This window comes from Spongiibacter sp. (assembly GCF_041602295.1).
GTDB lineage: Bacteria > Pseudomonadota > Gammaproteobacteria > Pseudomonadales > Spongiibacteraceae > Spongiibacter.
Genome location: NZ_JBFIGO010000058.1, coordinates 1 through 17604 on the forward strand (window position 1 = coordinate 1; position 17604 = coordinate 17604).

General features: G+C 57.0%; 22 protein-coding genes. 14 read left to right on the forward strand and 8 right to left on the reverse strand.

What is annotated here, in order from left to right; translation table 11 throughout:
• Together ABYM29_RS10330 and ABYM29_RS10335 are read left to right on the forward strand one after the other, a co-directional pair.
• On the forward strand, nt 1–594 hold a 594-nt coding region (locus ABYM29_RS10330; protein ID WP_372864657.1), incomplete at its 5' end, for an acyl-CoA dehydrogenase family protein.
• Between the two features lie 81 nt (nt 595–675).
• On the forward strand, nt 676–1125 hold the full coding sequence (locus tag ABYM29_RS10335; RefSeq protein ID WP_372864658.1) for a hypothetical protein: 450 nt from the start codon (nt 676–678) through the stop codon (nt 1123–1125).
• 55 nt (nt 1126–1180) lie between these two features.
• Here the strand turns inward: ABYM29_RS10335 and ABYM29_RS10340 are convergent, their stop codons facing one another.
• Nucleotides 1181–1990 (reverse strand): acyl-CoA thioesterase, encoded by an 810-nt coding sequence (locus tag ABYM29_RS10340; RefSeq protein ID WP_372864659.1) that lies wholly within the window; start codon nt 1988–1990, stop codon nt 1181–1183.
• 194 nt (nt 1991–2184) lie between these two features.
• Here ABYM29_RS10340 and ABYM29_RS10345 point away from each other — a divergent pair, with 194 nt between their 5' ends.
• The 4 genes from ABYM29_RS10345 to ABYM29_RS10360 all read left to right on the forward strand — a co-directional run bounded on the left by ABYM29_RS10345 (nt 2185) and on the right by ABYM29_RS10360 (nt 7910).
• Nucleotides 2185–3723: an acyl-CoA synthetase gene (locus ABYM29_RS10345; RefSeq protein ID WP_372864660.1), complete on the forward strand. Its 1539-nt coding sequence runs from the start codon at nt 2185–2187 to the stop codon at nt 3721–3723.
• Nucleotides 3724–3874: 151 nt separating this feature from the next.
• A complete protein-coding gene (locus ABYM29_RS10350) occupies nt 3875–5785 on the forward strand; it encodes a TonB-dependent receptor plug domain-containing protein (protein ID WP_372864661.1) in 1911 nt (636 codons plus the stop codon).
• Nucleotides 5785–6357, forward strand: coding sequence for a YfiR family protein (locus tag ABYM29_RS10355; RefSeq protein ID WP_372864662.1), 573 nt, complete (start codon nt 5785–5787; stop codon nt 6355–6357). The genes ABYM29_RS10350 and ABYM29_RS10355 overlap by 1 nt, the downstream gene beginning before the upstream one ends.
• Nucleotides 6354–7910, forward strand: coding sequence for an ATP-binding protein (locus ABYM29_RS10360; RefSeq protein ID WP_372864663.1), 1557 nt, complete (start codon nt 6354–6356; stop codon nt 7908–7910). Before ABYM29_RS10355 ends, ABYM29_RS10360 begins: the two co-directional genes overlap by 4 nt.
• A 16-nt stretch (nt 7911–7926) precedes the next feature.
• On the opposite strand, the gene ABYM29_RS10365 is transcribed toward ABYM29_RS10360, so the two are convergent.
• Nucleotides 7927–8382: a GAF domain-containing protein gene (locus ABYM29_RS10365; RefSeq protein ID WP_372864664.1), complete on the reverse strand. Its 456-nt coding sequence runs from the start codon at nt 8380–8382 to the stop codon at nt 7927–7929.
• Nucleotides 8383–8404: 22 nt separating this feature from the next.
• The gene (locus tag ABYM29_RS10370; protein ID WP_372864665.1) at nt 8405–9097 is read right to left on the reverse strand and encodes a hypothetical protein; all 693 of its coding nucleotides are present in this window, start codon (nt 9095–9097) and stop codon (nt 8405–8407) included.
• Between the two features lie 133 nt (nt 9098–9230).
• Here ABYM29_RS10370 and ABYM29_RS10375 point away from each other — a divergent pair, with 133 nt between their 5' ends.
• Together ABYM29_RS10375 and ABYM29_RS10380 are read left to right on the forward strand one after the other, a co-directional pair.
• Nucleotides 9231–10019: an SDR family oxidoreductase gene (locus ABYM29_RS10375; RefSeq protein WP_372864666.1), complete on the forward strand. Its 789-nt coding sequence runs from the start codon at nt 9231–9233 to the stop codon at nt 10017–10019.
• 73 nt (nt 10020–10092) lie between these two features.
• Nucleotides 10093–11241: a helix-turn-helix transcriptional regulator gene (locus tag ABYM29_RS10380; RefSeq protein ID WP_372864667.1), complete on the forward strand. Its 1149-nt coding sequence runs from the start codon at nt 10093–10095 to the stop codon at nt 11239–11241.
• Between the two features lie 139 nt (nt 11242–11380).
• Here ABYM29_RS10380 and ABYM29_RS10385 read toward each other — a convergent pair whose 3' ends face one another.
• Entirely contained in the window at nt 11381–11932 is a 552-nt protein-coding gene (locus tag ABYM29_RS10385) for a hypothetical protein (protein ID WP_372864668.1), read from the reverse strand.
• A gap of 117 nt (nt 11933–12049) precedes the next feature.
• Here ABYM29_RS10385 and ABYM29_RS10390 point away from each other — a divergent pair, with 117 nt between their 5' ends.
• Nucleotides 12050–12337: a DUF1244 domain-containing protein gene (locus ABYM29_RS10390; RefSeq protein ID WP_372864669.1), complete on the forward strand. Its 288-nt coding sequence runs from the start codon at nt 12050–12052 to the stop codon at nt 12335–12337.
• Nucleotides 12338–12346: 9 nt separating this feature from the next.
• Here ABYM29_RS10390 and ABYM29_RS10395 read toward each other — a convergent pair whose 3' ends face one another.
• The gene (locus tag ABYM29_RS10395; protein WP_372864670.1) at nt 12347–12748 is read right to left on the reverse strand and encodes a hypothetical protein; all 402 of its coding nucleotides are present in this window, start codon (nt 12746–12748) and stop codon (nt 12347–12349) included.
• Nucleotides 12749–12907: 159 nt separating this feature from the next.
• Here ABYM29_RS10395 and dinB point away from each other — a divergent pair, with 159 nt between their 5' ends.
• Complete coding sequence (gene dinB / locus ABYM29_RS10400) at nt 12908–13954, forward strand: DNA polymerase IV (protein WP_372864671.1); 1047 nt, start codon at nt 12908–12910, stop codon at nt 13952–13954.
• A 27-nt stretch (nt 13955–13981) separates the two neighbouring features.
• On the opposite strand, the gene ABYM29_RS10405 is transcribed toward dinB, so the two are convergent.
• From ABYM29_RS10405 to flgA, 3 genes are all read right to left on the reverse strand, one after another.
• The gene (locus ABYM29_RS10405; protein WP_372864672.1) at nt 13982–14377 is read right to left on the reverse strand and encodes a hypothetical protein; all 396 of its coding nucleotides are present in this window, start codon (nt 14375–14377) and stop codon (nt 13982–13984) included.
• Nucleotides 14377–14673 carry a flagellar biosynthesis anti-sigma factor FlgM gene (flgM, locus tag ABYM29_RS10410; RefSeq protein ID WP_372864673.1) on the reverse strand — a complete coding sequence of 99 codons (297 nt, stop codon included), beginning with the start codon at nt 14671–14673 and terminating at the stop codon, nt 14377–14379. The genes ABYM29_RS10405 and flgM overlap by 1 nt, the downstream gene beginning before the upstream one ends.
• 96 nt (nt 14674–14769) lie before the next feature.
• Nucleotides 14770–15471, reverse strand: coding sequence for a flagellar basal body P-ring formation chaperone FlgA (flgA, locus tag ABYM29_RS10415; protein ID WP_372864674.1), 702 nt, complete (start codon nt 15469–15471; stop codon nt 14770–14772).
• 323 nt (nt 15472–15794) lie between these two features.
• Between flgA and flgB the strand changes: the two genes are divergently transcribed.
• The 4 genes from flgB to ABYM29_RS10435 form a co-directional block, all read left to right on the forward strand.
• Nucleotides 15795–16196: a flagellar basal body rod protein FlgB gene (gene flgB, locus ABYM29_RS10420; protein WP_372864675.1), complete on the forward strand. Its 402-nt coding sequence runs from the start codon at nt 15795–15797 to the stop codon at nt 16194–16196.
• Nucleotides 16197–16199: 3 nt separating this feature from the next.
• Nucleotides 16200–16601, forward strand: coding sequence for a flagellar basal body rod protein FlgC (gene flgC, locus ABYM29_RS10425; RefSeq protein ID WP_372864676.1), 402 nt, complete (start codon nt 16200–16202; stop codon nt 16599–16601).
• 10 nt (nt 16602–16611) lie between these two features.
• Nucleotides 16612–17277 (forward strand): flagellar hook assembly protein FlgD, encoded by a 666-nt coding sequence (locus tag ABYM29_RS10430; protein ID WP_372864677.1) that lies wholly within the window; start codon nt 16612–16614, stop codon nt 17275–17277.
• Between the two features lie 55 nt (nt 17278–17332).
• A partial coding sequence (locus tag ABYM29_RS10435) for a flagellar hook-basal body complex protein (protein ID WP_372864678.1) occupies nt 17333–17604 on the forward strand: 272 nt, incomplete at its 3' end.

The following is a 17604-nucleotide window of genomic DNA, read 5'->3' on the forward strand; positions in this document are numbered from 1 at the left end:
CTGCAGCCCGGTAGCGCCGGTTTGGAGATGGCGGCGATGGAGGTTACCAACTACGAGCCGCAGTACCGGCTGAGCCTCGATAATGTCGAGGTGAGTGCCGATAACATTATTGCCAGCGGTGATGCGGCGCGCGCGCTGTTGAAGAGTTTGGCAGAGCACACCACGGCGGCGTTGTGCGCGCATCAGTTGGGTGCCAGTGACAAGGCGATGCGGATGACGGCGTCGTATACCGCCGAGCGCCAGCAGTTTGGTGTGCCGATTGCCACGTTTCAGGCGGTCGGGCATCGCGCGGCCAACTGCTTTATCGACGTTGAGTGCCTGCGCTTGAATAGCTATCAGGCCATCAGTCGCCTCGACGACGGTGTCGAGGCCAGTGTCGAAGTGCAGATCGCCAAGATCTGGGCGGGTGATGTCGGCCACCGGGTAAGCTATGCCGCCCAGCATTTGCACGGCGGCACTGGAATCGATCGCGACTACCCGCTGTGGCGCTACTGCACCTGGCTGCGTCACAACGAGATGATGTTGGGGGGGGCTGCGCGCAACTTGGCGGCGCTGGGCAAAAAAATCGCTGCCGGGCAGGCCTTCTGCGCGTAATCGCGGCTTGTTGGCGGTGGGCTGCTATTGCGGCGTCTAGGTGTTAGCATTCTTGGAAAGAGGCTTGGAAAGGAATGGCTTATGTCTAAGAGTGTCGCAAGGGTTTGCGCAATGTTTCCTGCTGCGGTGTTGCTGGCGGGGCTGTTGGTTTCCGCCTGTGCCGAGCATGAGCGGGCGCCTACGGCTGCTAGGCAGAGTGGAGTCATCCAGAGCCAGGTGGGTTTTGTCGACGTGGTTTCAGGGGCGCGTGTTGATGCTGTGGAAACTGTGCCGGGAATGAATGAATACCGGGTGTTGGTGTCGCTGCCGGCGCGCGATAATGAGCCGCCGACGGAGATTGAAGAGGTACTGGTCACCGCGCCACGTATCGACAATGAGCCGCCGTTGTTTGAACCTCGCTACGAGTTCGTTAAAGACTACGCAGCGGATCGCTACGGTTTTTACATCTACCTCGGAAAACAAAAGAACATACCCTTTCGCCTGTATTTCAAAGATCACTCGGCAGGCAGCATTCAAAATACTCAGCCCTGAAGAATGGAAAAAAACGCCCCACGGGGCGTTTTTTTTGCCTGGAATATGGCGCCGCTTATTTTTCGAACACCGTGGCCACTTGCCGGCTGAACATCGCGGCTTTACCGCTGGGCGTCCAGATGGTGGCGTGGTTGCTGAAATAGCCGTGACTGCCTGCCTGGCTGCGATAGTCTAGGTACCACCAGCCATCGATGGCTTCTGCGGCGTCGACGGCCTCGGGAAATTCCAGATACCAGCTAAGCGAACTGCCTACGCCGGGTGGCTGGATCATATTGAGGCCTGGCATCGGCGGGGCGTCGGCCAGTGCAATCAAGGCACTTTCGGTCATCGGTGTCGGTTCGGCAAAACGCAACCACATGGCAAAGTCGGGGTGGTCGCCACCCGACAGGGGAAGGTGGCCGCCTGCCAGTAACATCTCAAAGTGCTGAGTGAATGCGGGCGTTAAGCCCTCTACCGATGGCAGTTTCAAGCAGTCCTGGGGCGCTTTAATAGCGGCGGGGCGCGGAGGGCTGTCGACGGCAATACGCGATGTGCGATCTTTGCCGTAGGCGGCGTTCACGGCAACCGCCACGTCGCCGTTGCAAACTAACTCACCTTGCATATGGCTCACCGAGCCGCCGTCGCGCAGGCTGCGCAGCTGTAACTGGTGGTGGCCGGCGGGAGCGGGGCCGACAAAGCTGACGGACAGTGCGCGCAGGCGGCGTTCCGGCGCCACCTGCTGGCGCATTGCCTGGGCAACGAGGGCACTGCTCAAGCCGCCGAAGGCGGTGCGACCCTGTAGCCAGGACTCGCTGATCGTGGCGTTGTAGCGGCCCGGGGCGACGCTGCTTTGCACTGAGGCCAGTAGGTCGGTAAATGCGCTCATGGGAGAGTTCCTGTGTTGGTGTCGGCCTAGTATAAGGCTATGTGTTCAGTGCTAACAATGGCGGTGTTTGCTCCGCGGTTTTTACAGTGTTGCAACGGACTTGATGCCTGGGGGCATAGCGCTTATTGTCGAGTGCAGGCTGACAGCGAGGTTGGCCTGCGGATAACGATAAAAAAATCTAAGGAGTAGCCGACGTGCAGCACCCCCAATACCACGCGCGAAACACCCCCGAGAAAGCGGCCTGTGTTATTGCGAATACAGGTGAAACCCTGAGTTATGCCGAACTTGACGCGGCATCCAATCAGCTCGCGCAGCTGTTTTATTCGCTCGGCCTGCGGCCTGGTGACCATATTGCCTATCAGATGGAAAATAGTGCCTGCTTCCTGCAAATTGCCTGGGCGGCGCAGCGCAGTGGTCTGATTTTTACGCCCCTGCACAGCCATCTGCGCCCGGCTGAGGTGGCCTATATATTGGCTAACTCCGGTGCCCAGCTGTTTATTTGCTCCCCTCGGTTTCTCGAGACGGCGCAACAGCTCAATCGCCAGACACTGGGCGTGCGGCATTGGTTCGTCAGCAGTGGTGACGCCGACGGTTTTGCCAACTTGGCCCGAGAGATGGCGGCCCAGCCCAGCCGGCCACTGGCCGAGCAATGTACCGGTGTGGCGATGCTCTACTCTTCCGGTACCACGGGTCAGCCCAAGGGTATTAAGCCGAGCCTGCCGGAGCAGGCCTTCGACGAGCTGCCGGCAATTATGTTGGGTATTGCCGGGTTTCTGGGGATAGGGAGTGAGTCGGTGTATTTGACCCCGGCGCCGCTGTATCACGCTGCGCCGATGCACAGTGTGATGGCGGCAATGGCACTGGGTGCAACCGTGGTGATTATGGACGGTTTTGATGCTGAGTTGTCGCTGGCGGCGATTGAGAAATACCGGGTGGACTGCAGTCAGTGGGTGCCGATTATGTTTATCCGCCTGTTAAAGTTATCGGCACAATTGCGCAGCAAATACGATATCAGCTCGCTGCAATTTGCCACCCATGCGGCGGCGCCCTGCCCAGAATCGGTAAAACGGCAAATGATCGACTGGTGGGGGCCGATTATTAACGAGTACTACGCGGCGAGCGAGGGCATAGGGATGACCGCCATCGACAGCGCCCAGTGGTTGGCGCACCCCGGCTCGGTGGGTAAGCCACTAATGGGTGAAGTACATATTGTCGGTGATGACGGCGAGGAACTGCCGGTGGGCGAAACGGGCACGATTTATTTTTCGGGTTTCGGGGATTTTGAATATCACAATGAGCCGGATAAGACCGCAGGGGCCCACCACCCCAGAGGTTGGGCGACAGTGGGGGATATGGGCTATGTTGATGAGGAAGGCTTTTTATACCTCGCTGATCGGCGTGATTTCATGATTATTTCCGGCGGGGTGAATATTTATCCGCAGGAAGTGGAAAATGTATTGATTGCCCACCCAGAGGTGGCGGACGTGGCGGTGTTTGGCCTTCCCGACGAAGAGTTTGGTCAAACTGTGGTGGCGGTCGTTCAGGCTGAAGTCGGTGTGGCGGCGGATGATTTGCTGGTACAGCGATTGCAACGGTGGTGTCGCGACGCCATATCGCCAGTGAAATGCCCGCGACAGTTTTTCTTTGAGGCTCAGTTGCCGCGCAAGGACAACGGCAAAATGTACAAAAAGCCTTTGCAGGAAAAGTACCGGCAACAGGCCCTTGTCGGTTGAGTCCTATACGTAGAAGCGGCAATAGTGATCAGTGTCACATTATCCTAACGTTAGTGGTATAGGGCGTATAGGGCGTATAGGGCGTATAGGGTATAGGACAGGGCCATAGGGAATTCTGGCTAGCAAACGATATAAAAAGGGATAACAGCGAATGCGTGCGAAATTGCAACAGGGCATCTTGTTCGGCCTCTTGTCATCGTCTGTGGTGGCCACTGCCTCGGGTATGCAACTTGCCTCTCTGGATTCTCTGGCCGAACTGAGCCTTGAGGATTTGATGAATATTCAGGTGGTGTCGGTATCGCGGCGCGCCGAGCCCCTGCGCGATTCGGCGGCGGCGGTATTTGTGCTCAGTGGCGAGGATATTCGTCGCAGTGGCGTGCGCAGTCTTGCCGAGGCCCTGAGGCTGATTCCCGGCTTGCAGGTGGCCCGGGTCGATTCCCACAGCTGGGCAATTACCGCGCGGGGCATTAACAGCACTCTGGCGGACAAGCTCGAGGTGCTGATGGACGGCCGCAGCCTTTACACCCCGTTGTTTTCCGGGGTGTTTTGGGAAAACCAAGACACGGTGCTGAAGGATATTGAGCGGATAGAAGTGATCCGCGGCCCGGGCGCGGCGCTGTGGGGCGCCAATGCGGTTAATGGTGTCGTGAATATTGTCACCCGATCGGCCGCCGATACCTTGGGTGGTCATCAGACGCTGGGTGCCGGGGGGGAGTACGAGGCCTTTGGCGAGCTGCGTTATGGGGCAAAAATTGGCGAGCAGGGTTACTACCGGGTCTATGGCAAGGGACAGTGGTACGACGAGCAGCGCGCGCGCGATGGTGGCGGCAGTGGCGATGACTGGAGTCACCGCCAGGCCGGTTTTCGCGCGGATGTCACACTTGGTGATCGGCAAAATCTAACGGTTCAGGGGGATGTATACCGCGGCAATATCAGTGCTGAGGGGGTGGATAAAGAGGAGTCTCGCAGCGGTGAAAATGTCATTCTGCGCTTCAGGCAGGATCACAGCGAGCACGCCGATACAGATTGGCAGCTGGTGTATGACCGCAGCCAGTTTAACAATCAGGTGACTTTCGCCGAAGAGAGGCAGTGGCTTGATTTTGAGCTGAAGCATCATCGCCGCCTGGGGGATAGGCAGGAAATTGTGGTTGGCGGCGGCTTTCGTTTAAGCCGTGATGATATCGCTATTGTCGACCCGCAAACGCTGGACTTTATTCCCCGCAGCCGCAGAGACGAGACTTATGACCTGTTCTTGCAGGATCAGATCGATTTTCTGGAGAGCCGCCTGCGCCTGACACTGGGGGCCAAGCTGGAACATAACGATTACAGCGGGAGTGAGTTTCAACCCAGTATTCGCGCGCGTTACAAAATTGATGAAGACAGTACGGTCTGGGGGGCGCTCTCGCGGGCGGTGCGTATTCCCAATCGCCTGGATGAAGACCTTGTGGTGTTTTCGGGGGTACTGCGAGGAAACCGCGATTTTGATTCGGAGAGGCTGTATGCCACGGAATTGGGTTATCGCAAGCAGTTCAGTGAGACTTTTTCCGTCGATTTGGCGCTGTTCTACAACGAATATGACCGGCTGCGCGGCCTGACTGATAATCTCGCCGCGCCGCAGTCGCTGCCAGTATTGATCGACAACCTTGGTGCTGGGCGCAGCCACGGCGCTGAATTAAGCAGTCATTGGCAGTGGCAGTCCAATATCAAGTGGTTGCTGAGCTATCGCTATTTTGATCTGGATATAAAGGCCGATGCCGATAGCCGTGACCAGACGATTGCCGATGCCAATGCCAATGACCCCAGCCATCAGCTGAAGGCGCGTTTGGATTGGGATATTAGCGAACACTGGGCGCTGTTTGTTGCCGCCCGCTGGGTCGGTGAGCTTAAGGACCAGAATGTCGATGCCTATGCCGCCGTGGATGCCAACGTGATGTGGCAGCTCAGCGACCAATTGGAGGTGTCGCTGCGCGCCAGTAACTTGACCGATGATGCGCATCCTGAGTTTGGGCAGGATGCGGAAATTCGGCGCAGCGTTCACGCCCAGCTGACGTGGACTTTTTAATGAACAATAGGACGCGCCTAATAGGCCTGCTGAGCGGTTTGGGGGGGGTGTTGCTCAGTGCATTGCTGAGCCAGTCAGTGCTCGCCCAGGATTTAGAAAAACGTGTTAAGGCCGCCTATATATTTAATTTTACCCGCTTTATTGACTGGCCGGACAGCGCCTTTGCCAGCGCAGACAGCCCCCTGGTGGTGTGTGTGGCCAGTGATCGTGAAATTGCCGTCACCTTGAACAGTTTGCTTGCGGGCAAACAGAAAAGTGGCCGGCCGTTGCTCAGTTCTTTGGTCTTGCGAGCTGAGGATGCTGAGGGCTGTCATGTGCTGTATATCGCCGCAGATGGCGAGCAGGAGCAGCGGCGCTGGTTACGGGTACCGGGTAACCGCCATACACTGACTATTGCCGATAACGCCACTTTTCTTGAGCGCGGCGGGGTGGTGGGCTTTGCCCTTGTCGACGGTAAGCTGCGCTTTGATATCAGCCAGCCGCATGCGCAGGGTGCCGGGCTGAAGATTAGCTCTAAACTCTTAAACTTGGCGCGCAGGGTCCATCGCACGGCGACGGATATAGACCTGTGACGTTCCGAGATCTCCCTATTCAACGAAAAATTCTGTTGTCGATTGTCGGCACCGTGACGGTGGTGTTGCTGGTCATTGAGTCGGTGTTTGTGTTCTACAACTGGTTTAGTGTGAGAGATGCCCTGTCTCGCAACCTCGTTGCCGTCGCCGAGGTGTTTTCACTGAATACCACTGCGGCGCTGAGCTTTGCCGATGCGGCGGCCGCCGAGGAGGTGCTGTCGTCATTGCGCGGCATGCCGCAGATCGGCCGCGCCTGCCTGTATCAGGGGGGGAGCGACGATGCGCCGCTGTTTGCCAGCTTTGTGCGCGACGCTGACAGCTTGCCCTGTGCTGCCGAGGGATTAAAGCGCAGTACCTCGACGCTGGATACTCTTATCGTTGCTAAAGATGTCTGGTTGGGCAATGACAAGCTGGGACATTTCGTGATCGAGCGTGAACTTAGCGATCTCTGGCAAACCACGAGAGTGGATAGCTTGTTGCTGTTGGCCATGCTCGGGCTGAGCGTGGTAGTGGCGGTGTTGATCTCCAGTCGCCTGCAGAGCATTATTGCGGCGCCGATTCTCGGGCTGTTGGACACCATACGGCGCGTTTCCCTGTCTAGCGACTATTCGCTGCGGGCCCAGCGCAGTGGTAACGACGAGGTCGGGGAGCTGATTGACGGCTTTAACGTCATGCTGTCGCATATAGCCTCCCGCGATTTTGCCTTGGAGCAGGCCCAGGAGGAGTTGAAGCTGCGCATACAGCAGGCCGATGTGGCCAACGAGGAATTGCGGCGCGCGCTGGATGACCTCAATCGAACACAGCAGCAGTTGGTAGACACGGAGAAGATGGCGGCTCTCGGTGGCTTGGTTGCCGGCGTGGCGCACGAGGTAAATACCCCGGTGGGGGTGAGCGTGACCGCTGCGTCCACGCTGCGAGCCGAGAGCTTAACTGCGGAAAAAGCCTATAGCGACGGCCAACTAACCAATACCGAACTCAAGCACTACTTCGAGCACTGCATGCAGTCCACCGAAATCATCCTGAATAATCTGCAGCGCGCGGCAGATCTGGTGCATAGCTTTAAGCAGGTGGCGGTAGACCAGACCAGTTTCGAAAGGCGAGAGTTCTGCCTTAAAAGCTATTTTGACGAGACGCTGCTCAGTTTGCGGCCAAACTTTAAAAAAACCCGCGTGCAGGTGGAAATCGACTGTGATTCGTCTATTCAGGTTAACTCTGTGCCGGGGGCGATTTCCCAGATATTTACCAACCTGCTGATGAATTCGCTGCTGCACGGCTACGATGAGGGGGAAGAGGGAATCATCCGTGTTGAGGTGTCCGAACAGGAGCGCCAGATCGTTATACGCTATAGCGATGATGGTCACGGTATGGAAGACGCGGTGCGGCGAAAAATATTTGAGCCCTTTTTTACCACTCGGCGCGGTGTCGGGGGCAGTGGTTTAGGCATGCATATTGTTTACAACTTGGTGACCCAACAACTTAAAGGGAAAATACAGGTGAACTCCGTTTTGGGCGAGGGCACTGAGGTCGTGATTAGCTTTCCTTCAGGGCGCTGACCTGCACAAAGCGGGTTTAGTCGTCGAGGCTCAGCCATTGACTCAGTGACTGAGCCAGTTGTTCGATGTAGTCGATGTCAGCGTGGTTAAAGGCCTCGTGCTGCTGCAGTAGATTGGAAAAATTAACGGTTCCCCACACAATGCCATGTCGGCGGATGATGGTGCTGATATAAGCTTGCAGAGGCAGGCTCTGGTAGAGCGGGTGGCGTTGCATTGCCAGCAGGCCTGAATCGCCACTCAGCGCCACGGTGCGCTCCTGTTCGATGACGGTGCGGCACCAGGTGTCATTGAGGGGGAAGACGTCGCCGTGTTTAAACGCGCCGTCGCACCCGACACTTTCCACGACATAGTATTGCTCGCCGACAACATGGCTGATAATGCCCGTGTTCAGCTGCAGTCTTGCGCAGCCCTGTTGCAGGCTGCGGTAGAAAAATGCGTCGTTGGGCAGTACTGGGCTGGGTTGTTGGGGCATTGCCGGCGCTCCAATTGATGGGTCAAAAGCGGTAGTTAACGGCGATTAGGGCGATCGGGAGTAGGTTCAGCTCTTCCAGCTCGCGCTCCACTTCACGTTTTTCTTCGTTGATTTCAGCGCGGCACTGGGCATTGTCGTTGCAGCTGCCGGTCGAGCGCATGTCGACATTGACGTCACTCAGGTAGGCGACGCCGAGGTCGGCGCTGACATACCAGCCCTTGCCGGTGGCGCGTGACCAGCCGATACCCAGATAGGGGTTGATCGGCTCGAAGTCAATATTGGTGATGATGTCGCCGAGCACGGCGGGGGCAAAGCGGCTGTTGCCAAACTCACAGTTGGTAAAGAGCGGGATTGGCGAGTTTTCTTCACAGCGGGTAATGATTTTGGCTTTGCTGTTGTTAACCAAGATGCCGCTGCTCAGGCGAAACCAGCCACCCCAGGGGTGCCAGTCGTGAAACAGGTAGCCATTGCGAAGCTCTATATCGCTCTTGTAGCTCAGCTCGTCACCTTCTACACCGTTGTTATTGTCACCCTCAACGTCTATTTCAAAATCGCCGTACAGTGCGCCGATACGAATGGCTCGTTTCGGGGAAAAACTGTAAGCGATTTCGGCGCCGGCACCGAAGCTCGATACGTGTAAGCGCAGCGAGGTGTCGGCTTGGGTGATTGGTGTGATGGCGAGTAGCAATAGTAAATAATGGCGCAGTACGGTCATGGTATTTCTCTATTTAGAATGGTCTGCTTAGTTGCCACCCATACGGGTGGTGCTGCTTTTAGCCACACTGGGCTAGGCTGTAGCGATAGCGCAATTTAATAAAAAATAGTTTTGAAATCACAGGATAGTCAACATGTTGCTGAGAGACAAAGTGGTGATTGTGTCGGGAATCGGCCCGGGGCTGGGGCAGGAGCTGGCGCTGGAGGCAGCGCGCCAGGGTGCTAAGGTGGCGATGTGCGCCCGCACCGCCAGTAAACTCGATGATGCCGAAAAGCTGATTCGCGACGCCGGTCTTGGCAACGAACTGCTGAAAGTGCCCACCGATATCAGTGATCGTGAGCAATGTGCTGCGCTGGTGGCGGCGACGGTTGAACACTTTGGCCGTATTGACGTGTTGTTGAATAGCGCATACAACCCCGGCAGTTTTGGGCCGATTGCCGAAGCGGATTTGGACAGCTGGCGCGAGGCGATGAATGTTAACTTTTTTGGCACTATGGGGCTGACCTTAGAGGTTGTGCCACATATGCGACAACAGGGTGGCGGCGCCATTGTGATGATTAATACCATGGTAACCCGCAAGCCGATGCCGACTCAGGGGGGCTACGGCGCGTCGAAGGCCGCTCTAGCCAGTGCGACATCGCATTTGGCGCTGGAGTTAGGGCCGGATAATATCCGCGTTAACTCCGCCTATATGGGCTGGATGTGGGGGCCGTCGGTGGAGGGGTATTTCAAAATGGCTGAAGAGGCCGGCGGCCCCAGTGTTGCCGAGCAGAAAGCGGCGGTGGCGGCGAATATTCCTCTGCGCTGTATTCCCGATGATGCCGATTGTGCAAAGGCGGCGATATTCCTCGGGTCTGATTATTCCTGTGCGCTGACCGGCGCGGCACTGGACGTGAATGGCGGTGAGTTTTTACCCCATTGACCTTGAGTAGATGAATTCAGCGCGGCCAGCGCTTAGAATCGGGGCTATTGCATTACAACGGCCCCGGTTTACTATGTCCGACCTCTCAGTTTCACCGCGAATGGATGCGCTGCTCTATGCGCTCTATAGTGGTACTTTAGAAACGCCACCCTGGCAGGGTTTTCTCGATCAACTGCGCGATTTGATGGGGGGAAACTATGCGACCTTGTTACTGCGGCCGCCCAATGAGCATGAGCCGGGGGTGGTGCTCAATGCCTTGGTCGTGTCGCCGGAGATTTACCGTGCCTATAACGAAACCTATTTTGCTCTCGATCCGTTTGTAAACCTGCCGGACGGTGAGGTGGTGACCGTTGCCGAATACATGTCCGCAGAGGAATTTGAGAGCAGCGAGTACTACCGAAACTATATAGAGCCGAGCAATATTCGACATATTCTCGGTGCGGATTTGTGGCAGGGTGAGCGCTTGCTAGGACGGTTGCGGGTGACGCGCCCTGCCAGCCGTGACAATTTCGGTGAGCGCGAGAAAGCACTGTGTAAGTCGCTACTGCGGCATATCAAACAGGCCGTGGAAATCCATTCGCGGTTACGTGAGAGTGAGAGCGAGCGAGCGTTTTACGCCAACACGATCGACAGCTTGTCGGTCGGGGTGCTCACTTTGGACGCGGCGGGCAAGGTGCTGCACAGCAATCCTGTGGCACTGCGGTTGTTGGCGCAGCAGCGCGGTATTGCTATGCAGGGTGTCAGGTTGAGTTTTCGCGATCAGCGAGAACAGCAGGGATTTAAAGAATTACTGGCAGAGGTGATCGACGCCCATCACCGCCGGGAGGCGGGATGTGTACGGGCTTTTCGGCTGGCGGATGCCCACAGTTTGAGCGGCTTGAGCTTGCTGCTGAGGCCTTTGCCGCACAGTGATCACGGCAGCGATCAGCGCCCTGCGGTGGCGGTGTTTGTCAGTGACCCAATGGCCCCCAGACAGGCGCCCAGCGATGTTTTGATCGAGTTGTTTGGCCTAACGCCGGCGGAGTCTAAGTTGGCCATTCGTCTGGTCAACGGTCAGAGCCTGGATGAAGCCTCGGAGAGCTTGAATATTTCCCGCAATACCGCTAAATCCCACCTCAGTTCGGTGTTTTCCAAAACGGGAGTGGCGCGGCAAACACAGTTAATTCAACTGATTTTGAACAGCGTGGTGACGCTGGCCGGAGCGCCGGCCAGCGATAGTTAGGCCGCCGTATATTTTCCCTCGAGGCGTTTTTCGTGGTCTTGCTGCGGTGTGCTCAACGGCGCGTTCGAAGGCCCCCGACTTTGCTGAGTCGCTAACGGCAATGCCGGGGATATCGCCTGCTGCAGGGATTCCCTAGCTTTTAGCGGCCGCGGCAGATTTCGCTGGCGCTTTCTTGGCTGCTGCTTTCTTGGCCGGCGCTTTTTTTAGCCGGAGCCTTCTTGGCGGCGGCTTTCTTAGCCGGGGCTTTTTTCGCGGCAGCTTTCTTCGCAGGGGCTTTCTTCGCCGGAGGGTTCTTTTTGTCGAATTCGCGGGCGGCATCGCGGGCGGCTTTGGCCAGTGCTTTCGCGCGCTGGTAGTCGGCTTTTAAATCTTGCATGTGTTCACGGGCGACCATGACGACGGCTTTGGCATCGATCTCCAACTCGCGGGCAGATTCCAGCGCGTTGTGGGCGCGGTCCATTTGGCGCTGAATGCGGGCGTCCATATTTTTCTTGGCTTTTTGTTGCAGCTCGCGCAATTTGTCCTGCTCTTGGCGAATTTTCGCACGTGCCTTTTCCGTTTGTGCTTTGGCGCGTTCCAGCGCTTTATCGGCATCGGAAATTAGCCGGTCGCGCAGCTTTTCCACTTTTCCTTCCAGGGATTCTATCTCTCGATTAATCAGTGCCACAGGGTCGATTTTTTGCTTAGCCATGCTATCTGACTCCGTCATTATTTGTGGTGGGTCGCGAGCAGGAATTCTGTTCGTTGGCTTAACATAGCAAATTTCCTGATAATGAACAGATGAAAGGCGATAATGAGTGAACAAATTATGAACAAATCTGAGAGCGATGCCATTGAAGCGGCGGTTTTTCGTCGTCTGTTGGCACACCTGGACAGTCGCAAGGACGTGCAGAATATTGATTTGATGAACCTCGCAGGTTTTTGTCGCAACTGTCTGTCGAAGTGGTATGTCGCTGCCGCGAGCGAGCGTGGCGAGACTGTCGATTACGAGGCGGCGCGCGAGCGGGTATATGGCATGCCCTATAGCGAGTGGAAGGAAAAGTACCAGGGCGAGGCCAGCGCCGAGGCACTGGCAAAGTTCAACGCGGGTAAATAGCAGCTAGGACTACAGACCGCCGTTGGGAATAAAACGGTTGCGACTGTTGGCGCGAATCCAGCGCAGAGTGTCGACCGATAGTTTTTCACCGCGTTGGCGCAGTACCTTGTTAATCCAGATGGCCGGTGACTCGGCACCGGCTTCCCAGCCACTGATGCGTTCCTCTGCCGCGGTAAAAAAACGGATCAGCGCAATGAGGGCATCGTTGTCGAGTTCGGCAACCGCCTGTTGCCAGGGCTCGGCAGGTAGTCGCATCAGGCTGCTGTAGCGCTGCTGCTCTGCTTCGGTAAAGGGCGCGGGCAGCTGTGCTAAGGCCTCGTCACTACTTAGCGCGATACAGCGCTGCAGCCACTCCGACTCGATAAGGACGACGGCTTTCTCTGATTCTGGAGTCCAATTGCCAATACTCATTACTGCGGGCTTCCTTCTATGTTTTGGCGGTAGGCGTGATTTGTTGGACAGTATACCTGAGTCGCGGGGGGGACAACGAGGCGCTGCTCGCGTAATATCTGTATGTTTATACAGTTGTTGTTCTGCGCTTGTTGGGGGCTGCCAGGTGTCGGCGCACGTATGCGAAAAATTATTCACTGCGATTGCGACTGCTTTTACGCGTCGATAGAAATGCGCGACGACCCAGCATTGCGCGGTCGCCCGCTGGCGATCGGTGGTGCTGCGGCGCAGCGGGGGGTGATCGCCACCTGTAACTACGAAGCTCGTGCCTTTGGTGTGCATTCCGCGCTGCCCACCGCCATCGCCCTGCAGCGCTGCCCACAGTTAATTTTGCTGCCGCCCAATATGACTAAATATCGAGCGGTGGCACTGGCCGTGCGTGAGGTGTTTGCTCGCTATAGTGAGCAGATCGAGCCGCTGTCCTTAGATGAAGCCTATTTAGATGTTAGTGACTCACCACACTTTGGCGGTAGTGCCAGTCGCATTGCCGAGGCGATACGCCAGGACGTGAAGCGGGATATTGGTATCGGTATTTCAGCCGGTGTTGCGCCCAATAAATTTTTGGCCAAGATTGCCAGTGATTGGCGCAAACCCGATGGTCTAACGGTGATTCGCCCCGATCAGGTTGCCGATTTTGTTCGCTCACTGCCGGTTAGCAAGATCCACGGCGTTGGCAAGGTGATGGCGACCAAAATGGCGGCCTTAGGTATCGACAACTGCGAGCAACTGCAGCAGTGGTCGGAATTTGAGTTGGTGGAACATTTTGGCCGCTTTGGTCGCCAGCTCTACGGCTATGCGCGGGGCGATGACCCGCGTCCGGTAAAGGCCGAGCGCCGCCGGAAATCACTGAGTGTGGAGCGCACCTACAGCGAGGACTTAAGCGGGCAGGAGGATGCCGTGGCCGCCCTGCAGCCACTGGTCGTTGAGCTGCAAGCGCGCCTTGCACGACACGGCGACTTGGCGGTGGCCGGCGCCTTTGTGAAGCTAAAGAGTCGAGAGTTTCGGGTGACAACGGTGGAGCAGCGCCAACAGGGTGGCTTGGACCTAAATTGCTACCGGCAGCTACTGGCTGAGGCCTGGTCGCGGCTGCAAAGCCCAGTGCGCTTGATCGGTGTGGGCGTGCGATTTGCTGATGCCGAGCAGGGTGAGCAGTTGTCGCTCTTTTAGCGTATTGCGAGGGGGAGTCGTGCCCAATCAGGCCTCGCCCAGGTGGCGCCCACTGGCTGGAGTACTGGGCAAGCCTTCGGTGCTGTAGGTTGGCAGTGACGGCTGACTTAGCCCCAGTATCGCCATCGCCTGTTGATTGTAGTCGGCCTGGCGGCTGAGCATGGTGCCGATGCGCTCGTTGAGATCGCGACAGCGCTGCAGACACTGGCGGCATGCTTCGGTCATGACAATGGCGGGTTGTTGCGCACGTAAATAGCGTTCTAGGCCTTCTAGACTTTGGCTGGCATCCATCTTTTGTTCGGCCAGCTGTTGCAGCTGAGCTGCCGGTGCGGCGTTTTGCAGGGCCTGTAATTCTTCGCGCAGCAGTGCTTCAAAGCCCTGGCTCTGTTCGAGCAGCTGTTGTTGTAAGTCACTGTTCATCATTAGCGCGGCGCCGTAAGCAGTTCGAGGTCGACAAAGGCTTTGGCGACCTGATCGGCATCGATGCTGAACTCACCGTTGCGGATGGCTGTTTTGATTGCTTCAACCTGTTGGCGATCTACGCCGTCGCTGGCGGCTACTTCTGCTCGGCTGCGCTCGATCAAGTTAGACTCCTGCGGTGTTGTGACAAGGTTGCCGGTGTCGTTGACGCTGACGGCGGCTTTTCCGCTGCTGGCTTGGCTGCTGTTGTCGAGCCTGCGCGGCTGCCCGGAGGGGGTGCCATTAATGCGATCGACCATCTCTCTTCCTCTTTTTACACAATTGCGGCGACGGCTCGCCTTGTTAGGGTTAACGGCGCTATCCGCAAAAACTTTAGCCGTTTTAATGTAGCTGTTTTAATTTAGTAATACCTGCCCGGCACTGTCCACCCGACCTTCCAGCTCTTTACCGGAGCTGAGATTGCGCACGCGAATACGCGCGCCCAGCGCGCCGTCCTGCAGGGCAATACCTTTCATGCTAACGCGAATAGCCCCGCTATTGCTGAGCAGCTTCAGCTGTTGACCTTTACTCACCACATTGCCGGCTTCGAGCATATTGGCGGTGATGACCGCACCCTGGGCGATGCTGCGCCGGCTGCGCAGGCCACCGGCCTGCTTAAGACTGCGTAAATAGCCGTAGCCGAGGCTTGAGACCTCACGCTCCACCCAGCTGATATCCGCCGCTGTGACGGTTTGCCCCGGTGCGATGGGGTGTTTGCTGACCATGACCCGGGCGTAGGCCGCCACGGTAACCGGTAGATAGATTTTCCAGGGTTTGTCACCGCTGCAGCGCACGCCGACGGTGCTGCGCCGACGAATTTCTGCCCCGGGTGACATAAATGCCTGCAGCGGGCGGCTGCAGCGCGGCAGCCTGGTACGGGGGTCCAGCTGGCCGACGTCGATGCGGGTTTTTTGTGACTGCCAGGGGTGGTGCTTGGCGATATAGCTGCGCGCTGCGGCGCTGATACGCGCTGAAGATTCGGTGTCGCCAGCGGCAACGCTAGTGTTGGCGGCGAGCGTGCAGATGAAGGCAATTGCAATATTGCGCCACAGTGTCATCGTCAGTTCCTCCGCAGTGTTGCTATGGGTGCCAAAAATTTGGCGGGCGCCCGGCTCTAGTGAATATTCAGCAAAGGGCGTGCCAGCTATCGGCTCGACTGCTTGAGGGGGTGACAAAGACTTGCCGCTTTGCCGCGGAAAAGCCGGCAAGGGCTTGCCGGAATTCCGGCAATGCTCGCATCGATAATGGCTAATGCATTGAAAAACAAAGGATAAAAAATATGGCACGGCGATTGCGTGGGTTCAGGCAAGACAGGCAGACGACCGCCATTACCGTTTTAGCGGCAGCGCTGCGAAATACTTGAGTGAAAAAGAGAAGAAAAATGGCAATCAGTTTTGACAAGGCGCTAGGGGTACATCAGCAGGCGCTGCTGCTTCGCCAGCAGCGCACTGAATTACTGGCCAGCAATATTGCCAATGCCGATACCCCGGGGTATCAGGCACAGGACATCGACTTCCGCCAGGCCTTGGCCGGTGCGCAAGGTTCGTCGCTGGAGCTGAGTCGCAGCAATGCCGCACATCTAAGTGGTGCCGGCGCCGCGGTCAGCGATGCTGCGGTCGTGAAATATCGGCAGCCGCAACAGCCATCGCTGGATGGCAATACGGTGGACGTCCATGTCGAGCAGGCGGCCTTTGCCGATAACAGCTTGCGTTATCAAGCGACCCTAGACTTTCTCGGCAGTCGCTTCTCTGGCTTGAAATCCGTGTTGCAGGGAGGGCAGTAAGCCATGGCCAATCCCCTTGATATAGCTGCCGCCGCGATGAACGCACAGATGTTGCGACTCAATGCCACGGCTAGCAACCTCGCCAACGCCGACACGGTTGCCGGCAGTGAAGAGACGGCCTATCGCGCCAGGCAGACGGTGTTTGCCACTGTGCTGGACAGCCAGCGCCAGACCGCCGGGGTTGCGGTGACGGGAGTCACCGAGAGCCAGGCGCCGATCCCCAAACGCTATGAGCCGGGCCATCCGCTGGCTGATGCCAGTGGCTATGTCTACGGCTCGAATGTGAACACGGTGGATGAGATGGCCAATATGTTGTCGGCGTCGCGGTCGTTTCAGAATAACGCCGAGGTGTTTTCCACGGTGAAGACCTTGACGCTGCGCGCCCTGCAGCTGGGTAAACAGTAGGAGTTGACCAATGGAACTGCGAAGTCTTGAGCAACTGCAGCAGCAAAACAGTGGCAGCAGTGTAAAGAAAGACCCCTCGTCATTGGGTCAGGACGATTTTATGAAGCTGATGTTGCAGCAGCTGAAGAATCAAGACCCTTTTAAACCGACAGACAATACCGAATTTATCAGTCAGATGGCGCAATTGACCTCGGTGAGCGGTATCAGCGAAATGAATGAAAATTTGTCTGCGCTGACCAGCTCCATGTATGGCGGCCAGCTGCTCGACGCCTCTTCGCTGATTGGCAAGGAGGTTCTGGTGGGCTCTGACATAGTGGCGCTGCCGCCTGAGGGCGAGGTGAGTGGCCAGGTCACGCTGCCGGTGAGCACGCGGGCGGTCGATGTCGAAATACTGGCGCCGACGGGTGAGGTGTTGGGCAAGGTGGCGCTCGGACCCCAGTCCTCGGGGCCCGTCAGCTTTTCCTGGGATGGTCGGGGATTAGACGGTGAGCGCTTGCCAATGGGGAATTATCTGATTCGCGCCCAGTATCTCAACGGCGACAGTGTTGAGGCCTTGCAGACAGAAATTCGCAGCCCGGTGCGCAGCGTCAGCATGCCGCCAGGAGGTGGCAGTCCCACCGTTCAAATTGACGGTGTGGGTAGTGTGGCGATGTCTCAAATAAAGGAAATCAGCTAGACGCTTCGGCGTATTCATTGATCAATTCGCGAGTGATCGCAGCAGGAGTATAACCATGAGCTTTCGTATTGCATTGAGTGGACTGAACGCGGCTTCGGCGCATTTGGATGTTACCGCCCACAATATCGCTAACGTAAATACCACAGGGTTTAAGAGTTCGCGCACCTCATTTGCCGACGTGTACGCGACCTCAAACAACGATGTGACCAAAACGACGCCCGGTGCGGGTGTGCGTTTGAACACGATTGTCCAACAGTTTTCCCAGGGCAATATCGATTTCACTGATAACAACCTGGATTTGGCCATAAGCGGCGAGGGCTTCTTTAC